This is a genomic window from Acinetobacter sp. 'aerobic (ED)' (assembly GCF_904886855.1).
GTDB lineage: Bacteria > Pseudomonadota > Gammaproteobacteria > Pseudomonadales > Moraxellaceae > Acinetobacter > Acinetobacter courvalinii.
Window position 1 is genome coordinate 246,624 of record NZ_CAJHGI010000001.1, and the last position, 25,074, is coordinate 271,697.

At 43.5% G+C, this 25,074-nt stretch carries 22 protein-coding genes; 17 read left to right on the forward strand and 5 right to left on the reverse strand.

The features are described 5' to 3' along the window. The first annotated feature begins 4 nt into the window (after window positions 1–4). Genes rseP through lpxA form a run of 6 tightly spaced genes read left to right on the forward strand, consistent with a single transcriptional unit; the run spans window position 5 to window position 6,804 of the window. Entirely contained in the window at window positions 5–1,360 is a 1,356-nt protein-coding gene (gene rseP / locus JO943_RS01220) for an RIP metalloprotease RseP (protein WP_202739742.1), read from the forward strand. Between the two features lie 34 nt (window positions 1,361–1,394). Continuing rightward, window positions 1,395–3,908 carry an outer membrane protein assembly factor BamA gene (gene bamA, locus JO943_RS01225; RefSeq protein ID WP_199948088.1) on the forward strand — a complete coding sequence of 838 codons (2,514 nt, stop codon included), beginning with the start codon at window positions 1,395–1,397 and terminating at the stop codon, window positions 3,906–3,908. A 44-nt stretch (window positions 3,909–3,952) separates the two neighbouring features. Next, complete coding sequence (locus tag JO943_RS01230) at window positions 3,953–4,453, forward strand: OmpH family outer membrane protein (RefSeq protein WP_202739743.1); 501 nt, start codon at window positions 3,953–3,955, stop codon at window positions 4,451–4,453. A 3-nt stretch (window positions 4,454–4,456) separates the two neighbouring features. Further along, window positions 4,457–5,527, forward strand: coding sequence for a UDP-3-O-(3-hydroxymyristoyl)glucosamine N-acyltransferase (lpxD, locus tag JO943_RS01235; RefSeq protein ID WP_202739744.1), 1,071 nt, complete (start codon window positions 4,457–4,459; stop codon window positions 5,525–5,527). Between the two features lie 6 nt (window positions 5,528–5,533). After that, window positions 5,534–6,019, forward strand: coding sequence for a 3-hydroxyacyl-ACP dehydratase FabZ (gene fabZ, locus JO943_RS01240; RefSeq protein ID WP_004772011.1), 486 nt, complete (start codon window positions 5,534–5,536; stop codon window positions 6,017–6,019). Next, on the forward strand, window positions 6,016–6,804 hold the full coding sequence (gene lpxA / locus JO943_RS01245) for an acyl-ACP--UDP-N-acetylglucosamine O-acyltransferase (protein ID WP_005230223.1): 789 nt from the start codon (window positions 6,016–6,018) through the stop codon (window positions 6,802–6,804). Before fabZ ends, lpxA begins: the two co-directional genes overlap by 4 nt. 42 nt (window positions 6,805–6,846) lie before the next feature. On the opposite strand, the gene JO943_RS01250 is transcribed toward lpxA, so the two are convergent. Continuing rightward, complete coding sequence (locus JO943_RS01250) at window positions 6,847–7,785, reverse strand: AraC family transcriptional regulator (protein ID WP_202739979.1); 939 nt, start codon at window positions 7,783–7,785, stop codon at window positions 6,847–6,849. 189 nt (window positions 7,786–7,974) lie between these two features. Here JO943_RS01250 and JO943_RS01255 point away from each other — a divergent pair, with 189 nt between their 5' ends. Further along, window positions 7,975–9,219 carry an alkane 1-monooxygenase gene (locus JO943_RS01255; RefSeq protein WP_032872372.1) on the forward strand — a complete coding sequence of 415 codons (1,245 nt, stop codon included), beginning with the start codon at window positions 7,975–7,977 and terminating at the stop codon, window positions 9,217–9,219. Window positions 9,220–9,377: 158 nt separating this feature from the next. Next, window positions 9,378–10,730 carry a glutathione-disulfide reductase gene (gene gorA, locus JO943_RS01260; protein ID WP_202739745.1) on the forward strand — a complete coding sequence of 451 codons (1,353 nt, stop codon included), beginning with the start codon at window positions 9,378–9,380 and terminating at the stop codon, window positions 10,728–10,730. 820 nt (window positions 10,731–11,550) lie between these two features. On the opposite strand, the gene JO943_RS01265 is transcribed toward gorA, so the two are convergent. From JO943_RS01265 to paaZ, 4 genes are all read right to left on the reverse strand, one after another. Beyond that, complete coding sequence (locus JO943_RS01265) at window positions 11,551–12,750, reverse strand: acyl-CoA dehydrogenase family protein (RefSeq protein ID WP_032872381.1); 1,200 nt, start codon at window positions 12,748–12,750, stop codon at window positions 11,551–11,553. 15 nt (window positions 12,751–12,765) lie between these two features. Then, entirely contained in the window at window positions 12,766–14,052 is a 1,287-nt protein-coding gene (locus tag JO943_RS01270) for an acyl-CoA dehydrogenase family protein (RefSeq protein ID WP_202739980.1), read from the reverse strand. 268 nt (window positions 14,053–14,320) lie between these two features. Then, window positions 14,321–14,611 carry a DUF1330 domain-containing protein gene (locus tag JO943_RS01275; protein ID WP_199948093.1) on the reverse strand — a complete coding sequence of 97 codons (291 nt, stop codon included), beginning with the start codon at window positions 14,609–14,611 and terminating at the stop codon, window positions 14,321–14,323. A gap of 87 nt (window positions 14,612–14,698) precedes the next feature. Beyond that, window positions 14,699–16,801, reverse strand: a complete 2,103-nt coding sequence (gene paaZ / locus JO943_RS01280; protein ID WP_202739746.1) for a phenylacetic acid degradation bifunctional protein PaaZ — start codon at window positions 16,799–16,801, stop codon at window positions 14,699–14,701. A 265-nt stretch (window positions 16,802–17,066) separates the two neighbouring features. On the opposite strand from paaZ, the gene paaA reads away from it, so the two are divergent. Genes paaA through pcaF form a run of 9 tightly spaced genes read left to right on the forward strand, consistent with a single transcriptional unit; the run spans window position 17,067 to window position 25,040 of the window. Beyond that, entirely contained in the window at window positions 17,067–18,005 is a 939-nt protein-coding gene (paaA, locus tag JO943_RS01285) for a 1,2-phenylacetyl-CoA epoxidase subunit PaaA (protein ID WP_005230232.1), read from the forward strand. 34 nt (window positions 18,006–18,039) lie between these two features. Beyond that, on the forward strand, window positions 18,040–18,330 hold the full coding sequence (gene paaB / locus JO943_RS01290; RefSeq protein ID WP_005230234.1) for a 1,2-phenylacetyl-CoA epoxidase subunit PaaB: 291 nt from the start codon (window positions 18,040–18,042) through the stop codon (window positions 18,328–18,330). 12 nt (window positions 18,331–18,342) lie between these two features. Continuing rightward, entirely contained in the window at window positions 18,343–19,098 is a 756-nt protein-coding gene (gene paaC / locus JO943_RS01295; RefSeq protein WP_202739747.1) for a 1,2-phenylacetyl-CoA epoxidase subunit PaaC, read from the forward strand. A gap of 16 nt (window positions 19,099–19,114) precedes the next feature. Continuing rightward, the gene (paaD, locus tag JO943_RS01300; protein WP_009515472.1) at window positions 19,115–19,615 is read left to right on the forward strand and encodes a 1,2-phenylacetyl-CoA epoxidase subunit PaaD; all 501 of its coding nucleotides are present in this window, start codon (window positions 19,115–19,117) and stop codon (window positions 19,613–19,615) included. Between the two features lie 23 nt (window positions 19,616–19,638). Continuing rightward, window positions 19,639–20,700, forward strand: a complete 1,062-nt coding sequence (locus JO943_RS01305; protein ID WP_202739748.1) for a 2Fe-2S iron-sulfur cluster-binding protein — start codon at window positions 19,639–19,641, stop codon at window positions 20,698–20,700. 10 nt (window positions 20,701–20,710) lie between these two features. Next, a complete protein-coding gene (locus JO943_RS01310; RefSeq protein WP_202739749.1) occupies window positions 20,711–21,484 on the forward strand; it encodes an enoyl-CoA hydratase-related protein in 774 nt (257 codons plus the stop codon). Further along, the gene (paaG, locus tag JO943_RS01315; protein ID WP_202739750.1) at window positions 21,484–22,275 is read left to right on the forward strand and encodes a 2-(1,2-epoxy-1,2-dihydrophenyl)acetyl-CoA isomerase PaaG; all 792 of its coding nucleotides are present in this window, start codon (window positions 21,484–21,486) and stop codon (window positions 22,273–22,275) included. Before JO943_RS01310 ends, paaG begins: the two co-directional genes overlap by 1 nt. A 2-nt stretch (window positions 22,276–22,277) precedes the next feature. Beyond that, window positions 22,278–23,816 (forward strand): 3-hydroxyacyl-CoA dehydrogenase, encoded by a 1,539-nt coding sequence (locus tag JO943_RS01320; RefSeq protein ID WP_202739751.1) that lies wholly within the window; start codon window positions 22,278–22,280, stop codon window positions 23,814–23,816. 12 nt (window positions 23,817–23,828) lie between these two features. Further along, complete coding sequence (pcaF, locus tag JO943_RS01325) at window positions 23,829–25,040, forward strand: 3-oxoadipyl-CoA thiolase (RefSeq protein ID WP_202739752.1); 1,212 nt, start codon at window positions 23,829–23,831, stop codon at window positions 25,038–25,040. Window positions 25,041–25,074: the final 34 nt, after the last annotated feature.

Consider the following 25,074-nt stretch of genomic DNA (forward strand, 5'->3'; position numbering starts at 1 on the left):
TCGTATGAATGCACTATTTATGATTGTTGCAGCGATTTTATTGCTTGGTCCTTTAATCGCAATTCACGAATTTGGTCATTATTGGGTGGCACGTAAACTTGGTGTCAAGGTTCTGGTCTATTCAATTGGTTTTGGTCCAACTTTATTAAAATGGCAGTCTAAAAAATCAGGGATTCAATACCAGCTTTCTGCTTTGCCACTTGGTGGCTATGTCAAGATGCTGGATGAGCGTGAAGGTAATGTTGCTGAGCAAGATTTACCGTATGCCTTTAACCGGCAGTCTCCGTGGAAACGCATCGCCATTGTTGCTGCGGGCCCATTGATTAATCTGTTTTTTGCAGTGTTTCTGTTCTGGATTTTGTTTCTGCCGGCACAAGAGCAGTTGAATACCCGTATTGGTAAAATTATGCCAAATACACCGGCTGCTCAAGTTGATCTGAAGGTGGGTGACAAGATTGTCAATGTTGATGGTCAAACAACACCAACCTGGGAAAAACTGAATTATGCGCTGGTAAATCGTGTCGGTGAAACTGGGCGGGTTTCGATCATCGTTGATCGTGCGGGTATTGAAAAGCAGGTGAGTCTACCGATTAAAGATTTCCTGAAAGACCAAAGTCAGTCTCCTTTGGATGTGCTAGGTTTCTTGCCTTACCGTCCGGTTATCCCGGCTAAAGTCAAAGAACTGAGTGCAGATGGTGCAGCAGTACGTCAAGGCATGAAAGTGGGTGATCAGATCGTTGCAATCGATAATGTTGCAATGAAAGACTGGTTTGATGTGGTTGATGTTGTTCAAAGTTCACCAGAAAAGTTGCTGAATATTGATGTGTTGCGCCAAGGCCAGATTGTGCATTTGCAGGTCATGCCGCAAGGTCAGCGTGACAATATGGGCAATACCACGGGTGTACTGGGTGTGAAGAGTGATGCAGGCAAGATCACGATTCCAGCTGAATATAAACAAACCATTCAATACTCACCGATTGAAGCTTTAGGTGTTGCCGTTGATAAGACCACTCAGCTCTCAGGCATGATTTTTAATTCAATTATCAAGATGGTACGTGGCTTAATTGGTCTGGATAACCTGTCTGGTCCAATCACCATTGCTAAAGTGGCTGGTCAAAGTGCGGAAATGGGATGGCAAACCTTTATCTCATTTATGGCGTTGATGAGTGTCAGTCTAGGAATCCTGAATTTGTTGCCGATTCCGATGCTGGATGGTGGTCACCTGGTGTACTACTTTATCGAAGCAATTCGTGGTAAACCTGTTTCTGAACAAATACAGATGTTTGGTCTAAAAGTTGGTATGGTACTGCTCGGTAGCATGATGCTTTTGGCTTTATTTAACGACTTCATGCGTTTATAACAACGCAAATGGAATTTAACTTACTGGAAAATATATGGGCATGCGTCACACACATTTATTAATGCCTTTGGCACTGGTTAGTGCGATGGCAGTGGTACAACAAGCATACGCTGCAGATGAGTTTCTTGCGCAAGATATACGAATTGATGGCTTAGTGCGTTTAACACCTGCAAGTATCTATTCTATGTTACCAATAAATAGTGGCGATAGAGTAAGTGATCCGATGATTGCTGAGGCAATTCGCACTTTGTATGCTTCTGGTTTATTTGATGACATTAAAACTTATAAAGAAAATAATGTTTTAGTCTTTAAGGTGGTTGAACGTCCAGTGATTTCAAAGCTGGAGTTCAAAGGTAATAAACTGATTCCAAAAGAAGCCTTGGAACAAGGCTTGAAGAAAATGGGAATAGCGGAAGGTGAAGTTTTCAAAAAATCTGCTTTACAGATTATTGAAACTGAGCTGGAGCAGCAATATACCCAGCAAGGTCGTTATGATGCTGACGTCACTGTTGAAACAGTTGCACGTCCAAATAACCGTGTTGAGTTGAAGTTAAACTTCAATGAAGGTACGGCTGCTAAAGTATTTGATATTAACATTATTGGCAATACGGTCTTTAGTGATAGCGATATCAAGCAGGCTTTCGCGGTAAAAGAAAGCGGCTGGGCTTCTGTGGTAACCCGTAATGACCGTTATGCACGTGAGAAAATGGCTGCCAGTCTGGAAGCTTTACGTGCTTTATACCTAAACAAAGGTTATATCAATTTTAATATTATCAATTCACAACTGAATATCAGTGAAGATAAAAAGCACATCTTTATCGAAGTTTCAGTAGATGAAGGCAGCCAGTTCAAGTTTGGTGAAACCAAATTCTTGGGTGATGCACTTTATAAACCAGAAGAGCTCACGGCACTTAAACTGTATAAAGATGGCGAAACTTATTCGCAAGAAAAAGTGAATGCAGTTAAACAACTTTTGCTTCGTAAATATGGTAATGCAGGTTATTACTACGCTGAAGTGAATGTTGTACCTGAAATCAATAATGAAACAGGCATTGTTAACCTGAATTATTATATCAATCCAGGTCAGCAAGTGACTGTACGTCGTATCAACTTCACAGGTAACAGCAAAACAGCAGATGAAGTGTTGCGTCGTGAAATGCGTCAAATGGAAGGTGCGTTGGCGAGCAATGAGAAAATTGATCTTTCCAAGGTCCGTTTAGAACGTACCGGTTTCTTTAAAACAGTTGATGTCAAACCGGTTCGTGTACCAAACTCTCCTGATGAAGTTGACTTAAACGTTAATGTTGAGGAACAGCATTCGGGAACAACTACACTGGCTGTCGGTTACTCACAAAATGGTGGTGTAACCTTCCAGGCGGGCTTGAGCCAAACTAACTTTATGGGTACAGGTAACCGGGTTTCGGTAGACTTATCCCGTTCAGAAACTCAAGATTACTATAACTTGAGCGTGACTGATCCGTACTTCACCATTGATGGGGTGAGCCGTGGTTATAACGTTTACTATCGTAAAACCAAGTTAAATGAAGACTATAACGTTAACAACTATGTAACCGATAGTATTGGTGGTAGTTTAAGTTTTGGTTATCCGATTGATGAAAATCAAAGTTTAAGTGCCTCTCTAGGGGTTGACCAGACTAAGGTACGTACAGGTCCAAGTGTTTCGACTTATATTCGTGATTATTTATTGGCCAATGGTGGTAAAGCAACAGGTACTGGTACCTGGTGTCCGTCAGGCGTAAATGAAAAAGACGATGATCAGAAAGATATACCAGGTACGTGTAAGGATGGGTTCAAGCCATACGATAATGCTTTTGAAGGCACATTCTTAACCTATATGTTAAACCTTGGCTGGTCTTATAATACGCTCAATCGACCAATTTTCCCGACATCGGGTATGTCGCATCGTGTAGGGTTAGAAGTTGGTTTACCAGGTAGTGATGTTGACTATCAAAAAGTTACTTATGATGCGCAAGCGTTTAAATCGTTAGGCGCCGGGTTTGTATTACGTGGCTATGGTAAATTGGGTTATGGTAATGACCTACCATTCTATAAAAACTTCTACGCTGGCGGTTATGGTTCAGTGCGTGGTTATGATAACAGTACCCTGGGCCCGAAATATCCGAGTGTGATTTTCCAGAAAACGGATAAAAACGATCCAGACCCAGAAGAAGTCGGTGGTAATGCACTGGTTCAGTTTGGTACCGAGTTGGCCTTACCTTTACCATTTAAAGGCGATTGGGCACGTCAGGTTCGTCCAGTATTATTTGCTGAAGGTGCACAAGTCTTCGATACCAAGTGTGATATCGCAACTGGAACAATGAAGATGAATGGCAGCGATATTGATATCAAACAATATTGTAAAGACAACTATAATTTTGATTTCGGTAATATGCGTTATAGCGTTGGTGTCGGTTTTACCTGGATTACCATGATTGGACCATTATCACTTAGCTATGCATATCCGTTAAACGATAAACCTGGCGACGATACTAAATCGATCCAATTTGAAATCGGTCGTACTTTCTAAGTACGGCCTCGCTTAGCGCTGTAAAATATATAAAGGATGCAATAATGAAAACATTAACAAAGCTGATGTTAGGTTTGGGATTAACAGTTTCTGTGACGGTCAATGCTGCAGGACTGGCTGTAGTTGATTTGGCTAAGGTTGTAGAAAGTAGTACTTATCTTAAGCAACAAAATGCAAGTTTGAGCCAGTCGGTAAAACCGACTTCGACCCGTCTTGAGCAATTAGGTAAAGAGCTGGAGTCTTTACAACAAAAAGCACAGACTGATGGCCAAAAAATGAATCAGGCCGATATTCAGAAGTTAACTGCTCAATATCAGTCAAAATTGAGTGAATTCAATTCAACTCAGCAAGGTTTACAAACCAAAGTTCAGTCGAGTTTGCAGGCGATGAATACAACTTTTGAAACACGTGTGAAGCAAGCTGCTGAACAATTGCGTAAAGAGAACAACTTAGACTTTATTTTGAATAAAAATTCTACGATTGCCTCTGACGCTCAGTATGATTTAACTGATAAAATGATTCAAAAGGTTAATTCAATTAAATAATCAATGAATAGACGTAGTTATCGTTTAGAAGAAATTGCTCACCTTGTCAAGGGTGAGTATTTCGGTGCACAAGATTTTCAGATCTCGGGCTTGGCAAGTTTAGAACATGCGCAAGAAAATCAGATCTGTTTCGTGAATGGCGAAAAATATCTAACTCAGGCTGAAGCCAGTCAGGCGGGTGCCTATATCGTCACAGCCTCGCTGAAATCACAACTGATCGATAAACAAAACTTTATTGTTGTCGATAATCCTTATCTCGCATTTGCAACTTTAACGCATATATTTGAAAAAAAGATTAGCCAACGCGGTATTGAAAGCACCGCCAAAATTCATCCCTCTGCAATGATTGCCGATGATGTATATATTGGCCATTATGTTGTAATTGGTGAGAACTGTGTGGTGGGTAACAATACAATTATTCAGGCACATGCTTTTATTGATGATGACGTCGAGATTGGACAAGATTGTTTTATTGATGCACATGTCACCATTACCGGTGCTGCAAAACTGAAAGATCGCGTGCGTATTCATGCCAATACGGTGATTGGTACAGAAGGTTTTGGTTTTGCACCCTATCAAGGCAAGTGGCATCGTATTGCACAACTGGGTTCGGTTCGGATCGGAAATGATGTGCGAATCGGTTCAAATTGCAGTATTGACCGTGGTGCACTGGACGATACAGTTCTGGAAGATGGTGTCATTATTGATAACCTTGTGCAAGTTGCTCACAATGTGCATATTGGTGAAAATACCGCCATCGCAGCGAACTGTGGAATCGCTGGCAGTGCACGGATTGGCAAAAACTGTATCATGGGCGGCGCCTCAGGGGTGGTTGGACACCTTACAATTGCAGATAATGTGACACTTACTGCAATGTCAATGGTCACAAGAAATATTTCTGAGCCTGGAACGTATTCTTCTGGCATGGGACTTTTTGAAAATAGTCACTGGAAAAAGACGATTGTGCGTCTTAGACAATTAGCAGATGTGCCATTGACCCAAATCACTAAAAGGCTTGATCATATGCAAGCTCAATTAGAGTCCCTTGAATCAACCTTTAAGTTACGTAAATAATTTATTATGACTGAGTCTACATCTCCAGCATTTACGATGCCTGAATTACCCATGGATATTCTTACCATTCGTGAATATTTACCCCATCGTTATCCATTTTTATTAGTTGATCGCGTTACGGAAATAACTGAGAACAGTATTGTCGGTTATAAGAACGTCTCGATTAATGAAGAGTTTTTCCAAGGGCATTTCCCGACTTATCCAATTATGCCTGGTGTTCTAATGATTGAAGCATTAGCACAGGTTTCTGGAATCTTGGGTTTTGTCTTAACTAATCAAAAGCCGAAAGCAGGTTCACTGTTTTTATTCGCAGGTGCAGAAAAAATCAGATTTAAAAAACAGGTTGTTGCAGGTGACCAGCTTGTCTTAAAATCTGAACTTGTGATGCAAAAACGTGGCATTTACAAGTACAATTGTACTGCTAGCGTTGATGGCATTGTTGCTGCAACGGCAGAGATTATTATTTCACACCAGAAAATAGAGCAGACATGAGTAGTCAAAATTTAATACATCCCACAGCAATTATTGACCCGTCTGCAGAAATCGCATCTGATGTACAAATTGGTCCGTATTGCGTTGTGGGTCCAAATGTAAGTATTGACTCTGGTACAAAATTACATTCACACGTTGTTATTGGCGGTTTTACGAGAATTGGTAAAAATAATGATATTTTCCAGTTCTCGAGTATTGGGGAAATTTGTCAGGATTTAAAATATCAGGGCGAAGAAACCTGGTTAGAAATCGGTGACCACAACTCGATTCGCGAACATTGTACCTTGCATCGCGGTACGGCTCAGGATCATGGCCTGACCAAAATTGGTAGCCATAACCTGTTAATGGTAAACACGCATATCGCGCATGACTGTGTGATTGGGAACCATAATATTTTTGCCAATAATGTCGGTGTTGCCGGACATGTCCATGTTGGCGATCATGTGATTGTCGGCGGTAATGCGGGCATTCACCAATTCTGCAAAATCGATTCATATAGCATGATCGGCGGCGCAGCGCTCATTCTTAAAGATGTACCGGCTTATATCATGGCTTCTGGTAATCCAGCGCGTGCTTACGGTATGAATATCGAAGGAATGCGTCGTAAAGGATGGTCTCGTGACACCATTCAGGGTTTACGGGAAGCTTATAAACTGATTTATAAATCGGGCTTAACCACTGAACAGGCGATTGAACAGATTCGTAATGAAATTCTGGTTAAAACACCCGAAGCCCAGCTGTTCATTGATTCATTGGAACAATCCACACGCGGTATCGTGCGTTAACCAATGACGAGAAGCAAAAAAAAGACACATGAGTGTCTTTTTTTATGCCTGATTTTCTTCCTCGACAAATAACTGCCGATATTGTTTGGGCGAATGTTCGAAAGTACGTTTAAAGGCCTGGCTAAAAGCAGTTTCTGAGGAGTAACCGACTTTATTGGCAATCTGCTGAATTGAGTAGTTACTTTTACGTAGGTATTGGCTGGCCAGACGCATACGATGTTGCTGCAAATAGGCCAGAGGTGATTCATCAATTACCTCATGGAATAAGCTGGCAAACTTGGAACGTGACATACAGCATTGTTCTGCCAGTGATTCCACTGTCCAAGCATACTCAGGATGGTTATGGATTGCCGCCAGACTATTACTGAGTTCTGGGTGATTTAATGCACTAAGCCAGCCATGCTGGCTTGAGATTTGCTGGATATGATCACGGATACATTTAATGAGCAGGATATTGACCAGATGATCGATAATAATATCCCGACCGGCCTGAATATTCTGTGTTTCTAAAGCCAGGAAATGTAAGCCGATTTGTAGCCATTCCGGTGCATTGGTATCGCCATGCTGCAGATGGATTATTGGCGGCAAGGCCTGAATAAAAGGGCGTGCCATAATGGTATCAATCTGACAGCGTATTGTCAGAATCAGATTTTTTTCAGCGGAATCAGTACCAAATTCGATAGCGTCTTCTTGATGTCCATCAAACAGTTTTGATATATCTACCGCATCGACCAGTTTGGTAATGGCATTGTCTGCTCCTGTATGAGCTTTACCTGAAGGAATAACAACAATTTCACCCGCATGGGCAGTTAAACTATTTTGTGCATCAATTTGAATAAAAACAGAACCTACCAGAACAATATGAACAAGCAAAGCCGTTTGATCTTGGCAAATGAAACTCCATTCTCCTTGGGTTTTCAAGTAGATATATTCAGTGTGGTTTAAATGAATATCCGCAAATATTTTACTTAAAGCATCCATATGATTTTTTAACGATGTATTCATTTAAATTATAGAGAGCTGCGCCAATAACTCAATATGTGTTTATAGGACAAAAACAGGGGGGATGATGCCAAAGACTTTGACATAGCTTTTTTGGACGCTTGCAACTGTCATGAATTCCATAATTCATCAAAATATACTTATATATACAAAGACATGGATAAGATGATGAATGCGCCAGTAAATGTTGAGCAAGAACTTACGCCAGTAAGCATTCCAAAGTCAAAAACTCAGTTGGATCGTAAACGTTATTTATGGGCGATTAGCCCGGCTTTACCTGCCATTGGGATTGGTATTTTAGCAGGTTATCAATTTGCACCACGTCCATTGAAAAAAATCTTTGCTTTAGGTGGTCCAATTGTTTTACACATTGTGATTCCAACAATTGATACGATTATTGGGAAAGATGCCAATAATCCAACAGATGAAGATATTAAGCTGCTGGAAAAAGACCCGTATTATTCTCGTTTGGTGAAAAGTTTTATTCCCTTACAATATGCCGCCAATGTCTATGCCTGTTATTTAACCAGCCGTAAAGAAACCTCATTCTTAGACAAAATCTTATTGGGTATTTCAATGGGAGCTGTCAATGGGATTGCAATTAATACCGCACATGAGCTGAGTCATAAACATGATCGTATTGATCATATCTTGTCACATCTTGCATTGGTGCCAACGGGATATAACCATTTCCGTATTGAACATCCTTATGGTCACCATAAGCGTGCTGCTACGCCTGAGGATCCAGCATCTTCACAAATGGGTGAAACCTTCTATGAGTTTTGGCCACGTACCGTAATCGGATCTTTCAAATCTGCAATCGAGATCGAAACCACACGTTTAAAACGTAAAGGCAAAGAGTTCTGGTCAACTGAAAATGAATTGCTCCAAGGCTGGGGCATGAGTGCTGCATTTCATGGTTCAATGATTGGCTTGTTTGGTAAGGGGGTAATTCCTTATTTGGCCACTCAAGCGTTCTATGGCATTAGTTTGTTTGAAATTATTAACTATATTGAACATTACGGCCTAAAACGTCAAAAAGACAAGAATGGTAAATATGAACGTACCATGCCTGAGCATAGCTGGAACAATAATAATATTGTGACCAACCTGTTCCTGTATCAATTGCAGCGTCATTCAGATCATCATGCTTATCCAACCCGTCCATTCCAGGCATTGCGTCATTTTGATGAGGCGCCAGAGTTGCCAAGTGGATATGCGAGTATGCTATTGCCTGCCTTGATTCCACCACTATGGTCAAAAATGATGGATAAGCGCGTATTTGATCATTATAAAGGTGATTTGAATAAAGCGAATATTTATCCAAAGCGTCGTGCCAAACTATTTAAAAAATTTGGTGTAGTGGATCAATCTTTACAACAACTTTCGGTTGTGACTGAAACGACTGAATAATTCAAAAAGTATCTTCAAAGCAAGGCACTGATGAGTCATCATCAGTGCCTTTTTACTTTCTTGTATTAAAACTTTAACCAAGTACGGATTTTACATATTCTTGCTGTATATCTATGTATAACTTAAAAATAATCTTATCAGCGATGTATGAGGCAAAGATGACAAAACATTATGATTATATTGCGATTGGTGCTGGAAGTGGCGGAATTGCCTCGGTAAATCGTGCCGCCATATACGGAAAAAAGTGTGCCTTAATTGAAAAAGCCGAGCTTGGGGGAACCTGTGTCAATGTAGGCTGTGTACCTAAAAAAGTGATGTGGTATGCGGCGCATGTAGCTGAGGCCATCCATAAATATGGCCCAGATTACGGTTTTAACAGCAAGATTGAATCTTTCGACTGGCACACCTTAATAAAAAATAGACAGGCGTATATCGATCGTATTCATCAGTCCTATCAAAATAGCCTAAGCACTAATAAGGTTGATCTTATTCATGGCGCGGCTCATTTTATTGATAAGAATACCATTGAAGTCAACGGTGAGCAATTTACTGCAGATCATATCCTGATTGCAACAGGCACTCAGCCGTCATTACCCAACATTGAAGGGGTTGAGTATGGTATTGATTCCAATGGATTCTTTGAACTGACCGCTTTACCAAAGACCACTGCAGTGATCGGTTCGGGCTATATTGCGGTTGAGCTGGCGGGTGTACTCAATGCTTTGGGCTCACACGTCGCATTGTTTATTCGTAAGGATTTACCGGTAAGACGTTTTGATGCATTTGTGAGTGAAACCCTGGTCGAAGTTATGCAAACAGATGGCATTGCGGTTCATACTCAAGCTGTGCCAACGAAAATCACAAAAAATGCCGATGATTCCGTTACCTTATATTTAGAAAATGGTGAAAGCCATACGGTGGATTGCTTGATCTGGGCTACCGGACGGGAACCGAATACGACCAGTTTGAATCTGGAGAATGCCAATGTGCTGCTGGATGATCGCGGCTATATTCAAGTCGACAAATACCAGAATACCTCACAGCAAGGAGTTTATGCGGTGGGCGATATTACCGGGAAAATGGAGCTGACACCGGTCGCTGTGGCTGCGGGGCGTAGACTGTCTGAACGTTTATTTAACCATAAACCGGATGAGCATCTGGACTACGACAATATTCCGACCGTGGTGTTTAGCCATCCACCTATCGGCACCGTAGGAATGACTGAAAAAGAGGCGATTGAACAATACGATCAACAAGCGGTAAAAGTCTATAACTCATCTTTCACTGCGATGTACAGTGCCATTACCCAGCATCGTCAGCCAACCAGAATGAAACTGGTTTGTGTCGGTGAAGATGAAAAAATTGTCGGTATTCACGGGATCGGCTTTGGCATGGATGAGATTTTGCAAGGCTTTGCTGTTGCCTTGAAAATGGGAGCCACCAAGCAAGATTTTGATAATACTGTTGCGATTCATCCTACCTCTGCCGAAGAATTTGTGACGATGCGGTAAATGGCTGGAATCGAACATCATGCTTGAGATCGGAATCTGGTTTGGCTCATGCTTAAACTGGATTTCGAATTTAGGATTTATTTGGTTAATGTCATTTCTATAAATAACTGTTTTTCTTGGCTATTAAGTCTGATATCCACCTCATTAAAATGAATATTATGGGGTTGATTAAACGATTCCAGCGTCCTGAGTAATTGTTGCTGATCTTGATAGATATATAAGCTTTGGGGCTTTGCACATACTGTTTCTATTTGCCTGATATATTTATTTGTTCCATACACGATAAAGGAATCGTGCACTTTGTAATCATAGTGGTGCTTAAACATCTCAGGTGGGTGAACATAATGAAAAGTCAGATAAGGAAAACGCCATCTGGTTTTAATCGTCGGGTTTATACAGTTAAACATTTTATTTTCAAAAAAATAGGCTGGGTTTTGTTAGAAATTGAGCCTTGAATTGGCTGGTTGTCGATGTATCGAGTCGATAGATGGTAATAAATTTTCGAATACTGACATCTTGTTGCGTATATTGGATAACCGGATCATTCAATTTGATAGGCAGAAAAATATATTGATTGATTGAGGTCATTTGCCTAAATGCTGCCTTAATATAGTCAGCTTGCTGATAGCGATAAGACATATATAGGCTTAAACAGGCAAAAAAAATCAAAGAACAAATAACCAAGATAATAATCAATATATTTTTTATGATTAGAATTAAGAGGTCTTCAAATCTTTGCAGTTTCGGCATAGCAAGATATTTTTATTATAGAAGTTAAAAGCTGGAAAAGACTTTAACGCCTTTTCCAGCTCAAGCAAAGTTATTTCAATTCACTTGATGATTTGCCTAATTCACGACGGGCAATGATCAATTGCTGGATCTGTTGTGTACCTTCAAAAATATCCAGAATTTTTGAGTCACGTGCCCATTTTTCCAGCAATTCATCTTCGCCATAACCGACACTGGCAGCCAACTCGACACATTTCAGCGTAATTTCATTACCTACACGGCCTGCTTTGGCTTTGGCAATCGATGCTTCTTTCGAGTTCGGCTTTTTATTGTCTGCCATCCAGGTTGCCTTGATCATCAATAAGCGCGCAGCTTCCCACTCGGCTTCCATACGATAGATTTGTGCAGCTAGGTTTGAGGTCTGTAAGTAGGGAGTTGCATAGTCAGGATCAAGCTGATCTTTAAAAATTTCCTTGATACGCTCTAAAGAGGCTTTGGCACACCCAATTGCCATTGCTGCGACCAGTGGACGGGTGTTGTCAAAGGTTTCCATTACACCAGCGAAACCTTTAGCCACATCAATTTCAGGGTTGCCCAACAAATTGGCAGCAGGCACACGACAGTCAATAAAGCTGATTACCGCTGTATCTGAGGCTTTAATCCCCAGTTTGTGCTCAAGACGTTCAACTTTCATGCCTGCTGTGCCTTTCGGTACCACAAAAGACTTGATCGCAGCACGACCTAATTTTTTATCCAAGGTTGCCCAGACCACAACAGAATCTGCACGTTCACCCGAAGTGACAAAGATTTTTTCACCATTCAGGATATAGTCATCGCCATCTTTGGTCGCCGTGGTGCGGATTGCGGCTGAATCTGAACCACAACCCGGCTCGGTAATTGCCATTGCTGCCCAGGTTCCTTTGAAGCGTTCAAGTTGTTCATCATTGGCGACTGCCGCGATGGCAGAGTTCCCCAAGCCTTGACGCGGCATACTCAGTAACAGGCCTGTATCGCCATAGCACATTTCAATAATGCCGAGCGCTGCTGACATATTGCCACCATTCACAACCGTATCTGGGTTTACCGTACCACGTTTGCTGGCATTGGCTGCACCGACACCTTCACCACTTTCATTCATACCATCCAGCAAAGCTGCCAGCATATCCAGCTCTTTAGGATAGGCATGTTCAGCTTTATCATATTTACGTGAAATAGGGCGTAAAACATTCAGCGCAGTTTCGTGTGCCTGATCTACCAGCATTTTGAATTTTTTCGGATTTTGTAAATTCATTATTGTTCTCCAAAATTAAGCATGTAGGCCAGAATGCAGGATTGCAGTCGCACGCAGGTCACGATACCAACGCTCAACAGGATGCTCTTTGGTAAAGCCATGACCACCCAGAATTTGTACGCCATCCGTTCCGATTTTCATTGATTTTTCAGCACAGAGCAGACGTGCCAGATAGGCTTCACGATGGAAAGGCTGTCCGGCTTCTGCCAAGCTTGCAGCATTGAGCACCAGCATACGCATGGCATCAATTTCGATAGCCATATCTGCAATCATAAAAGCGACACTTTGACGATGTGAAATGGGTTCACCGAAGGCAGTACGTTCATTGGCATATTTAATACAGTAGGCTTTAATTGCTTCACAGGTTCCAACTGCCATGGCACACCACATCAGGTTGCCCAGATCAACAAAAGCAGTGTAATCAAAATCAGCATCGCCTAAACGTAATGCTGGGGTCTGATTGAATTGCAGCGTCGCCGTTTCAGCAGCTTTTAGGCCCATTGCAGGATTGGCTTTGATTGCGATTGTTTCATTGGATTGCACTACAAAAATGTCAGGCTGGCCGTTAAACTCTGCACTGACCAAGAAAACATCAGCAATATCACCTAAAATGACCAAGCTTTTTTCACCGGTGATATAGAACTGCCCATTGGCCTCAGTGGCCGTGGTTTTTAACTGGTATGGATTAAAAGCAGGAGTTGCCTCCTGAAATGCGAAAGTCGCCGTAACATCAGTATCTTCTGCAAAGACCGGTAAATACATCGATTGCACTTGGGTTGAGCCCCAGCGGGTGATTGCATTGATAACACTAAAGGTACTGAGCAAACCTGCGGTTAAACTGAAATCACCTTTAGCCAGATTTTCTGCGATCAGGATATTGCTGACAATGTTTTGTTCTGCTGCCACACCGCCCAATGCCTCTGGCAAAGCGTAATAGTTAAGTCCTAAATCAACCAGATGTTGCCACAACTGTTCAGGGAATTGGGCCTGATGATCTGCCTCATGCGCCAAGTTGTATAGGACTTCTTCAGCAAATTGTGACATCGCGTCAACCGTCATTTGCTGTTCTTCAGTCAGGCTCAGATCAAACAGATTCTTGTTGGTCTGGTTGGGGAGACGCTGTTTATCGAGTGGTTGCGGCTTAAATGCTTTTTGTGTTTTATTCAGTACCTTAAAGCCTGTTTTTGAACCCTGATATAATGATTTTTCTACAAATTTTCTTAATTTGAGTTGATCAAGCATTTCGCTTCCTGCGAGTTTGGTGATCAAAGATAGCCCAAGCCCTTGAGCCTTATTCATCATGTTTGACATGGTTATATCCTAGAGGATGGTTGTAAATTTATGCTGACATGCCCAAGCTTAAAAGACTATGTCTTGTGTGACGGGGGAAGTGGAGAAAGATAAAGGGTAAAATGAGACTTTAATGTTATTTATGTAGTTGTTTTTTATTATTTAAAAAAAACAGGAAGAAAATAATTTTTTATAAAATTGACTTAAATGACAGGGGACTGAGTCAGCCTGAATCGCTTTATTGTTCAGTCGATTCAATCCGTTATTGCTCGGTTAGGGTTTAATCCAGACCTTCGGTTAAGATGACGATATAGTCACCAGCCAAATCACGATGCTTTTTGGCTTGCTGATAGGCATCGCTGTGATACCAGTCCTGAGCTTCCTGCATCGTGCCAAATTTAATGATGGCAACGCCGTCGCTTTCAATATTTTCCAGCGCAATTGATTGTCCATAAAAAACAATCGGTTCAGCTGAAAAACCTTGACTGGCCTGGCGTGCCAAAGTGGTGTAGGTTTTCATTTCATCTTTATTTTTTAATTCTTTACGAATAAGAATGATATAAGCGCTCATGGATTTTCCTGCATTAAACTGAGGGTGAACATAGCCTATTTTGAATGGGCTTGATGGATCGTTAAGGGGACCCATCAAGCACTAATTTTAAGCTGCGCGGGCAACCAAAGTTAAAATATCATAGGTTGCCACCAATTCATCTCGTTGATTTTTCACCTTGATATCCCAGACCACTACACCGTGTTCAGATTGAGATGGATCTTTTTGAGGTTTAGGTGTTTTCTGCTTACAGGTCAGTTCAACACGAATCGAATCACCAATTTTAACCGGCTCAACAAAACGTAAGTTGTCCATACCATAATTGGCAATCACAGGGCCTTGGGCTGCATCGACAAATAATCCCGCTGCTGCCGAGACAATGAAATAACCATGGGCGACACGCTCACCAAAGAACGAATCAGCCGCAGCAATTTTATCGGTATGCGCATAAAAATAGTCACCGCTGAGGCAGGCGAAATTGACAATATCTGCTTCGGTCACGGTACGGCGTGCAGTCAGTAAACGCTCGCCAATCACCAGCTCATCAAATGATTTTTTGAATGGATGAACGCGGTCTTGATTGATATTTGCACCTGCAGTCCATGAATGCGTGACTTGAGTCAGGCTATTCGGTGAACCTTGAATTGCGGTACGTTGCATATAGTGTTTGACTGCACGAATGCCACCCAGTTCTTCACCGCCACCAGCACGGCCTGGGCCGCCGTGAACGAGGTGAGGTAGTGGAGAACCATGTCCGGTACTTTCTTTGGCAGATTCTTCATCCAGAATATGGACACGCCCGTGCCATGGCGCAATTTTCTGGATGATCTGTTCAATATTTTCATCCGTATTTTTTACTACTGAGGCCACAAGACTGCCTTCACCACGAGCCACCAGATCAGCCAGTTCATCGATGGATTGATAAGGCATCAAGGTACATACCGGGCCGAATGCTTCCGTGGTATGCACTGAGACGGCTTCTAATGGTTTTTCGCATCGTAAAAGTGTTGGTGGAAAGAAGGCACCTTTTTCTGGATGGTCCGCATTAAATTTGAATGCGCTATCTCCTCCAAATACAATTTGGGCTTCTTTTGCCAGTTCAGCTACTTTGGCGGCCACATCCAGCTTTTGTTTCGGGCTGGCCAATGCGCCCATCGTCGTATCCGGTTTTTGTGGATCACCCACCACGACTTTTGCCAGTTTAGCGCTCAGTTTTTGCTGGACCTGTTCAAGCAAGGCCTGAGGTACAAAGGCACGGCGAATGGCGGTACATTTTTGTCCAGCTTTGGTAGTCATTTCACGGAACACTTCGCGCACAAACAGATCCAGCGTCGCCTCATTTGCTTCTGGACTGAGAATCGCGCTATTGACTGAATCCGCTTCCATGCTGAATGGAATTGAATATTTGTTTAAATGTGGATGATTACGCAGCTTTTGCCCTGTATAGGCCGAGCCGGTAAAGGTCACACAGTCCTGCGGGCCTAAATAATCAAACAGATCATTAATTTGACCACAGATCAGTTGTAGTGAACCTTTCGGCAAGATGCCTGTTGCAACAATCGCCTCAACAACTGCTTGGGTCAGTTGGGCACCCTCAGTCGCGGGTTTGACAATACATGGCACGCCAGCCAATAAGGTTGGTGCAATTTTTTCCAGCATGCCCCAGATCGGGAAGTTAAAGGCATCGATATGAACAGCAACACCGGCTTTAGGGCTTAAAATATGCTTGGCACCAAAAGTGCCATTTTTAGAGAGCTGAATCCAGCTATCTTCGGTAATGATTTTTTCATCATTCAGTTCACGGCGTACCAGACTTGAATAGGCGAATAAGGTCTGAATCCCGCCTTCGATATCAATCCAGGCATCTTTACGGGTTGCACCAGTGGCATGCGCCAAGCCGTAGAACTGTTCTTTTTGTTCAAGTAAATGCTGGGCGATTTGTTTTAAGGCATGGGCACGTTGATGAAAAGTCCAGTTGGCCAGTTCAGTACCATTCTGCTTGGCATACTTGACCACTTGCTGCATGTCGATGCCATGACTACTGACGGTATAGATCGGCGCACCTGTAATCGCATGGACAACCGTACGCGTATCTTCATGGCTGGAATGCCAGGTTCCATAGACATAAGACGCCAGTCTGGTTAATGGCTGGCTTGAGCTTTGTTCATCAATATCCTTGGCTGTTTCTTCTTGGTGTGCTTGTTCAAGCATGATCAAACTCCATTTTTATGTGATATATCAATTCTAGAAATATTAAAAATATGATTCATAATTTCATATTGAATGCGTTAAAAGTCAACCTTATTTTGTTTTCAAGTCGAAATAAAATTTTTAATAATTTAATTAAAATTAAATAAATCAATATTTTGAATCTTGTTTTATGGTTGATTTTAATTTGATACAAAAATATTGATTGACTTTGTTTTATGTGTATCGAAAAATATATTCATGGATGAACTCCTCAAGGAATTGACATATGGAAAATAATTATCAGAAATTTGAGCACAATATTGCCAATGACATCACCATCGAAGCCAAGGATGCAATGCCTGAGGCCTATCGTAAAACTTTGATTCGCCAGATTGGACAACACGGTCATTCGGAAATTGTAGGCATGCTGCCAGAAGGTAACTGGATTACCCGTGCACCGACCTTAAAACGTAAAGCGGTATTACTGGCGAAAGTTCAGGATGAGGCAGGACATGGTCTCTATCTTTACAGTGCGGCTGAAACCCTGGGTGCAGACCGTGATGAGATGATGGAAAAACTGATTGATGGGAAAATGAAATATTCATCGATCTTTAATTATCCAACGGTGAGCTGGGCTGATGTCGCGGCGATTGGCTGGTTGGTGGATGGTGCTGCAATTGTCAATCAGGTGGCCCTATGTCGTACTTCTTATGGGCCGTATGCGCGTGCCATGGTGCGGATCTGTAAAGAAGAAAGTTTCCATCAGCGTCAGGGTTTTGAAGCCATGATGGCATTGGCCGCTGGTTCACCGGAACAAAAACAAATGGCGCAAGATGCGGTGAACCGTTTCTGGTGGCCAGCTTTAATGATGTTTGGTCCAAGTGACGAGCATTCCCCAAATAGCGCACAAAGTATGGCCTGGGGAATCAAGCGTTTCAGTAATGATGAATTGCGCCAGAAGTTTGTTGATAACACCGTGCCACAAGTATTACAGCTTGGCCTAACAGTGCCTGATCCTGACTTGAAATGGAATGAAGCAACGGGTCATTACAGCTATGGCGAGATTGACTGGCAAGAGTTTAATGAGGTGATTGCGGGTCGCGGGCCTTGCAATCATGAACGCATCGAGGCACGCCGCAAGGCTTGGGAAAATGGCAAGTGGGTGCGTGATGCAGCCGTGGTCTACGCCAAAAAACAGCACAGCCAAGTCGGTAAAGTCGCTTAAAACAGCATTGATGGAAAAATTTAAGGATATCGCAATGGAAAATAAGAATAACTGGTCGCTTTATGAAGTGTTCGTGCGCAGTAAACAGGGTTTGAGCCACCGTCATGTGGGCAGTTTACGTGCACCGGATGATGAGATCGCACTGCAACATGCCCGTGACGTTTATACCCGTCGTAATGAAGGCATCAGTATCTGGGTGGTTCGTTCAGAACTAATCAAATCATCACAACCGGATGAAAAAGCCGAGTTTTTTGAACCTGCACTGGACAAAGTCTATCGTCATCCGACGTTTTACCATATCCCTGACGGTATTGAGCACATGTAAGGGAGTATGCAAATGAATAACCCGATTTTATCGAAGTTTTTATTACATATTGGCGACAGCCAACTGGTGTTGGCACAACGTCTGGCCGAGTGGTGTGGTCATGCGCCAGAGCTGGAGATTGATATTGCATTGGCCAATATTGGTCTGGATTTACTGGGTCAATCCCGAAATTTCCTGACCTTGGCTGGGCAATATGAAGCCGAAAAGCGTGATGAAGACCAGTTGGCCTATTTTCGTAATGAACGTGAGTTTCTGAACTTACTATTATGCGAACAACCGAATGGTGATTTTGCGCAAACCATCGTGCGTCAATGGTTAATGGATCATTACCATGTGCTGTTATTAACCGCTTTAGCTGAATCGGCAACGCCAGAAGTCGCGGCATTGGCGGTGAAATCCTTAAAAGAGGCCAAATATCACATTCGTTTCTCTACCAGCTGGATGGAGCGTTTAAGTCTCAGCACAGCAGAGGCGCATCAACGTGTGCAACAGGCATTAGACAATTTGTGGCGCTTTAGCGCTGAACTGTTCGAACTCACTGCGGAAGAACAGCTACTGGTTGAGCAGGGCATCATTGCTGATTTATCCGGCGAAAAAGTGCAATGGGACCAGGTCGTAGCTGCCGAGCTGAAGCGTTTTGAACTGAGCATTCCTGCAAATGGTGCCTACCGCCGTGGTGCTAAACAAGGTTTGCATACCGAACATCTGGGTTATCTGCTGGCTGAAATGCAATCCATTCAACGCAGTTATCCTGAAATGACCTGGTAAGGCAAGGAGTGTCGCCATGCATATGATTCGTCATTGTATTGACCAATGTTGGGATGTTTTACACAAGGTCAGCGACCCAGAGATCCCAGTGCTGTCGGTGGTGGATTTGGGCATGATCCGTGGGGTGGAGTTGAATGAACAGCAAGAAATTATTGTTCGATTGACACCAACTTATAGCGGTTGTCCAGCTACTGACCTGTTAAAAGCACAGATTGTCGAAGCACTGACAGCAGAAGATTTGATCCCTGCAAAAGTCATCATTGATCTATCAGAAGCATGGACCACGGACTGGATGTCGGACGCAGGCAAACAGAAACTGCAAGCCTATGGTATCGCCCCACCAGAAGGTACGGCACAACAGTGCGGAACGCATGTGCATCTGAGTGATGGTGTGGTTTGTCCTCATTGCAAGAGTCGAAAAACCCGACTGTTAACCGAGTTCGGCTCCACTGCTTGCAAAGCCTTGTACAAATGTCAGGACTGCCTTGAACCCTTTGATTATTTTAAATGCATTTAAAGTCTTGGATAAGGAAATCAGCCATGAGCCAATTTATTCCATTAAAAGTAAAAACAATTACACCACAGACCGATCAGGCAATTTGTATTGCCTTTGATCTGGCCGTAGAACAACAGCAACAGTTTCAGTTTCAGCCAGGACAGCATCTCACCATTCGCCATTTAACCGAAGCTGGGGAAATTCGCCGTTGTTATTCAATCTGTAGCTATGCACCAAAAGAAGACATCAGTATTGCGGTGAAAAAGATTGAGCAGGGCCAATTTTCCAACTGGGCCAATGAACATTTAAAAGTAGGTGATGTGCTGGAAGTCATGCCACCGCAAGGGGTGTTTTTTCAGAAAGCGGCGCGAACTGGCGGTCAGGCGTATTTAGGTATTGCTGCGGGTAGTGGCATTACACCGATTCTGTCAATTATCAAACAGGTGCTGTTCGAGCAAGACTCGGCGAATTTTACTTTGTTATATGGCAACCGTTCGTGGAAACAGACTATGTTTTCCGAGCAGATCATGGACCTGAAAGACCAGTTTAAAGAACGTTTTCAGCTCATCAATATTTTCTCACGCGAATTCAATGACAGTGAGTTATTGAATGGCCGGATTGATGAAGACAAGCTCAAGCAGTTATTTGAACATGACGTGTTAGAACCAGACTTTGACCATGTCTTTGCCTGTGGTCCTGATGACATGATGGACACAGTTGAACGCCTGTTACCGGATTACGGGGTGGCTAAAGAGTGCATTCATACCGAGCGTTTTAATACCGGGCATGTCCGTAAACGGTCAGCGGAAGTCGATGCCAATCGTAAGGAAGAAAAAGTCAATATCGTACTCGATGGACGAGAGTTGATTGTTGCGGTTGGACAAGAAGACGAAAGTATTCTGGATGCTGCCTTACGTGCAGGTGCAGATTTGCCTTATGCCTGCAAAGGTGGCGTCTGCGCAACCTGTCGCTGCAAGGTACTGTCAGGTGAAGTGGATATGTTCCTGAATTATAGCCTTGAACAGGATGAGGTGGAAAAAGGCTATGTGCTGAGCTGCCAGACCTTACCCAAAGGCGCGAATGTGCGTTTAAGTTTTGATGAGTAGGGAAACAGCGATGCAAACATTAATTCAGGTTGAAACACTACTTGAGGGTGTCATGCTGCTGAGCTTAAACCGTCCAGAAAAACGCAATGCCTTGAACAATGCCACCTTACAGTATCTAGGTGATTTGCTGGAACAAGCAGAACAGAATCCTGCCGTGAAAGCGGTTGTGCTAACCGGCAATAGTAATTGCTTTGCTGCTGGTGCAGACCTGAATGAATTGGCAGTAATGGATGCGGTGTCCTTACAGCTCGATATTCGTCCAAAGCTGTGGCAAAAAATTGACAGCTTTAGCAAACCTATTATTGCGGCAGTGAATGGTTATGCCTTAGGTGCAGGTTTTGAACTGGTGTTGCATTCGGACATGGTGATTTGTGGTGACAATGCCAAATTTGCCTTGCCGGAAATTGGTTTAGGCATGTTACCCGGTGCGGGCGGAACACAGCGTTTAGCCCGTCTGGTGGGACAGCAACTGACCATGCGCTGGGCCATGACGGGTGAAATGATCTCGGCTCAGGAGGCACAGCAATATGGTATCTGTAGTGAGGTGGTACCGGCTGCGCTCACCGTGGAATATGCCATTCAACTGGCAAGCAAGATTGCCAAACAGGCGCCTTTGGCAATTCGGGTGATCAAGCAATCGATCAAAAGTATTCATGAAACCACATTAAGTCAGGGACTGAAATCCGAACGGCAAAACTTTGTCTGGTTGGCAGCAACCAAAGATCGAAATGAAGGCATTAATGCATTTTTTGAAAAAAGAAAACCAGTGTTTAGAGGTGAGTGATGGACTATAACAATATTATCGTGGAAGAAAAAAATGCGGTGGGTTACTTAACCTTTAACCGTCCACAGGCCTTGAATAGCTTTAATGTAGACATGCACCGAGAAGTCGCAGAAGTTTTGAATCTCTGGGCGAAAAAAACGGAGGTTCGCTGTATTGTGATCAGCGGCGAAGGTCGTGGTTTCTGCGCAGGACAGGATTTGGGGGATCGTGTCGTTGATCCGAACGCTGCGGCACCCGATCTGGGATATTCGATTGAAACTTACTATAACCCGCTGATTAGAACCCTTGTGAATATGCCGAAGCCGGTGATCTGTGCCGTAAATGGCGTGGCGGCGGGTGCCGGAGCAAATATCGCCTTGGCCTGCGATCTGGTGATTGCGGCCAAATCTGCCAACTTTGTGCAAGCCTTTTGCCGTTTAGGTCTGGTACCTGATTCGGGCGGAACCTGGTTCCTGCCACGTGCAGTCGGTCATGCGCGTGCTATGGGGCTCGCGTTGCTGGGTGATAAATTGCCAGCGGAAACTGCCAAAGAATGGGGCATGATTTGGGATGTCGCTGAAGACAGTGAATTAAAAAGCCAGGTCACAGAGCTGGCGGAACGTCTTGCCAAGCAACCGACTTTTGGTCTGTCACTGATCAAAAAAGCGCTGCATCAATCCAGCAACCATAGTTTTGATGAACAGATGCATTTAGAACGCGATTTTCAGCGTATTGCTGGGCGTTCGGAAGATTATCGTGAAGGGGTTCAAGCCTTTATGAATAAGCGCGAGCCAAATTTTCAGGGGCGTTAAGCATGATGAGTTTCGATTTATCCCATGCCAAAATCGCCGTGATTGGCTCGGGGACCATGGGAATTGGGATTGCCCAGTTGGCAATCATCAATGGTCACGCTACGATTCTGTATGATCTCGATCGCGAAAAGGCTCAGCAGGCGGTTGATGGATTACATCAGACTTTTGCCAAACTGGTTGAAAAAGGCAAGATAACGCATGAGCAGGCTCAGCAAGCATGTTCCCGTCTAAGCATTGCCAACGGTATAGACGATTTAGCAGATGTGGATTTAGTGATTGAGGCCGTGGTTGAAAAACTGGAGGTCAAGCAGGCATTGTTTCAACAGCTTGCAAGCATTTGTACTGAACAGACTGTTTTTGCCACTAATACCTCTTCAATCTCAGTCACTGCCATTGCAGCAGGGATTCCACAGCCTGAACGTGTGGTGGGTTTACATTTTTTCAATCCTGCACCAGTAATGAAACTGGTCGAAATTGTCCAAGGTTTAAAAACGCCATTTGCCTTATGTCAGGCCTTAAAAGCCTTGATGCTGGTTTGGAAAAAAATCCCGGTACTGACCAAATCGACACCTGGTTTTATTGTGAACCGGATTGCCCGTCCATTTTATGCAGAAGCATTTCGTGCCTTGCAAGAACAGGTCACCAGCTATGATCAGCTGGACTATGCCTTAAAGCAGTGTGGTGGTTTTGCCATGGGGCCATGTGAGTTAACCGATCTGATTGGGCAGGATGTGAATTTTTCTGTGACCCAAAGTGTGTATGAAGCATTCTTTTATGAGCCACGCTACCGTCCGAGTCTGGTACAGAAGGAACTGGTCGATGCTGGCGCATGGGGACGCAAATCAAAACAAGGTTTTTATCATTACGATGCAAGAAACCAGTATTCGACATTTCAACCTCAAGCCCTGAGCACCAAGCCTTTTCAAGCACAGATACAGGTTAAAGGTACATGGTCTCAGTTACCTGAGTTACTCACACGCCTGGCACTCAATAGCGGGACTGAACATGAACAAAATATCATTCAGATAGACGATATTGATCTGCGTTTAAGTCAGGGTGAATCTGCCCACCTGAACTATCTAAGCCGTAAAACGGTATTGATGGACTGGCATCATGATTTTGCGCAGGCGCAAGCGGTGGTTCTGAGTCATAACCCGTTATGCCAAGCCGATGATCTGGCAAAAGTTGAGGCATTTTTTGCCCAATATCAGTTTCATGTGATCTGGATTACCGACCATCCTGCATTATTAACTTTACGTACCCTTGTCCTGTTGATCAATGAAGCCTGTGAGGCCAGCCTGCACGGGATTGCCACTATGGAAGATATTGATAATGCCATGCGATATGGGGTCAATTATCCTAAGGGGCCGTATCAATGGATGATGCAATTGGGCGCAGCGTATGTGCTACAAACCCTCAATAATTTATATGCCATTTATGGCGAAGAAAAATATCATGCAAGTCTTTATCTCAAGCAATACGTGGCAAAGCAACAAAGCCTAGCGCTCGATGATTCAAAAGATTTAACCGCATGTGCATAAAAAGGAGTGATCATGGAAGACGTGTTAATTTGTGATTTTATTCGCACCCCGATTGGCCGCTATGCTGGTGCGCTCAGCTCGGTACGTACGGATGATCTTGCGGCATTGCCTATCAAACATTTAAAAGAAAAACATGCGCATCTGCCGTGGCAAGATTTAGATGAAGTCTATTTGGGGTGTGCCAATCAGGCGGGTGAAGATAACCGTAATGTGGCACGCATGGCAACTTTGTTGGCGGGATTACCAGAAGCAGTTCCTGCGATGACCGTGAATCGTCTTTGTGCTTCGGGTCTGGATGCAGTGGGCTTGGCAGCACGTTCGATTAAATCGGGCGAATCACAATTTGTACTGGCGGGCGGGGTCGAGTCGATGAGTCGGGCACCTTTTGTGCAAGCCAAGCCAACCGAAGCTTTTGGTCGTAGCCCTGAAATTTTTGATACCACCATTGGCTGGCGTTTCATCAACAAAAAGATGAAAGCTGACTATGGGACGGACAGCATGCCTGAAACCGCTGAGCATGTGGCTGAAAAATACCAGATCAGTCGTCAGGATCAGGATGCATTTGCGCTTCGGAGTCAACAAAAAGTGGCTGCGGCACAACAAGCCGGCTTTTTTGAGGGTGAAATACTGCCTGTTGAACTGGCCGATCGTAAAAAGAACATCACTGTCTTTTCAAAGGATGAGCATCCGCGTGCCGATACCAGTCTGGACAGCTTGGCAAAACTGAAAGCTCCATTCCGTAAAGAAGGTGGTTCGGTGACGGCGGGTAATGCATCGGGTGTCAACGATGGCTCGGCCTGTGTCTTGCTCACCAATCGTCAGTTTGCCGATACACATGGCTTAAAGCCCTTGGCACGTGTGGTGGCGATGAGCAGTGCCGGGGTTGAACCGAAATATATGGGTATTGGACCAGTGCCTGCAGTACAAAAATTGTTGAAACAAACGGGGCTCAGTCTGGATCAAATGGATGTGATTGAGCTGAACGAGGCTTTTGCCGCCCAGTCATTAGCTTGTATGCGAGAGTTAGGTCTTCAGGATGATGATACGCGTGTTAATCCGAATGGTGGTGCGATTGCACTCGGCCATCCGCTTGGGATGAGTGGCACGCGTTTGGTGATGACCGCAACCAGAGAACTGCAAAGACGCCAAGGTAAATACGCGCTTTGTACCATGTGTGTCGGTGTTGGGCAAGGTGTCGCCCTGATTTTAGAAAATATAGCTTAATTTAATTGAAACGGTTCGAATAATATAACGAAAC

Excerpts from the sequence above, each read along its gene's own strand:
- rseP (WP_202739742.1), top strand. The coding sequence starts at position 5 with ATGAATGCACTATTTATGATTGTTGCAGCGATTTTATTGCTTGGTCCT.
- bamA (WP_199948088.1), top strand. The coding sequence starts at position 1,395 with ATGGGCATGCGTCACACACATTTATTAATGCCTTTGGCACTGGTTAGT.
- JO943_RS01230 (WP_202739743.1), top strand. The coding sequence starts at position 3,953 with ATGAAAACATTAACAAAGCTGATGTTAGGTTTGGGATTAACAGTTTCT.
- lpxD (WP_202739744.1), top strand. The coding sequence starts at position 4,457 with ATGAATAGACGTAGTTATCGTTTAGAAGAAATTGCTCACCTTGTCAAG.
- fabZ (WP_004772011.1), top strand. The coding sequence starts at position 5,534 with ATGACTGAGTCTACATCTCCAGCATTTACGATGCCTGAATTACCCATG.
- lpxA (WP_005230223.1), top strand. The coding sequence starts at position 6,016 with ATGAGTAGTCAAAATTTAATACATCCCACAGCAATTATTGACCCGTCT.
- JO943_RS01250 (WP_202739979.1), bottom strand. The coding sequence starts at position 7,785 with ATGGATGCTTTAAGTAAAATATTTGCGGATATTCATTTAAACCACACT.
- JO943_RS01255 (WP_032872372.1), top strand. The coding sequence starts at position 7,975 with ATGAATGCGCCAGTAAATGTTGAGCAAGAACTTACGCCAGTAAGCATT.
- gorA (WP_202739745.1), top strand. The coding sequence starts at position 9,378 with ATGACAAAACATTATGATTATATTGCGATTGGTGCTGGAAGTGGCGGA.
- JO943_RS01265 (WP_032872381.1), bottom strand. The coding sequence starts at position 12,750 with ATGAATTTACAAAATCCGAAAAAATTCAAAATGCTGGTAGATCAGGCA.
- JO943_RS01270 (WP_202739980.1), bottom strand. The coding sequence starts at position 14,052 with ATGATGAATAAGGCTCAAGGGCTTGGGCTATCTTTGATCACCAAACTC.
- JO943_RS01275 (WP_199948093.1), bottom strand. The coding sequence starts at position 14,611 with ATGAGCGCTTATATCATTCTTATTCGTAAAGAATTAAAAAATAAAGAT.
- paaZ (WP_202739746.1), bottom strand. The coding sequence starts at position 16,801 with ATGCTTGAACAAGCACACCAAGAAGAAACAGCCAAGGATATTGATGAA.
- paaA (WP_005230232.1), top strand. The coding sequence starts at position 17,067 with ATGGAAAATAATTATCAGAAATTTGAGCACAATATTGCCAATGACATC.
- paaB (WP_005230234.1), top strand. The coding sequence starts at position 18,040 with ATGGAAAATAAGAATAACTGGTCGCTTTATGAAGTGTTCGTGCGCAGT.
- paaC (WP_202739747.1), top strand. The coding sequence starts at position 18,343 with ATGAATAACCCGATTTTATCGAAGTTTTTATTACATATTGGCGACAGC.
- paaD (WP_009515472.1), top strand. The coding sequence starts at position 19,115 with ATGCATATGATTCGTCATTGTATTGACCAATGTTGGGATGTTTTACAC.
- JO943_RS01305 (WP_202739748.1), top strand. The coding sequence starts at position 19,639 with ATGAGCCAATTTATTCCATTAAAAGTAAAAACAATTACACCACAGACC.
- JO943_RS01310 (WP_202739749.1), top strand. The coding sequence starts at position 20,711 with ATGCAAACATTAATTCAGGTTGAAACACTACTTGAGGGTGTCATGCTG.
- paaG (WP_202739750.1), top strand. The coding sequence starts at position 21,484 with ATGGACTATAACAATATTATCGTGGAAGAAAAAAATGCGGTGGGTTAC.
- JO943_RS01320 (WP_202739751.1), top strand. The coding sequence starts at position 22,278 with ATGATGAGTTTCGATTTATCCCATGCCAAAATCGCCGTGATTGGCTCG.
- pcaF (WP_202739752.1), top strand. The coding sequence starts at position 23,829 with ATGGAAGACGTGTTAATTTGTGATTTTATTCGCACCCCGATTGGCCGC.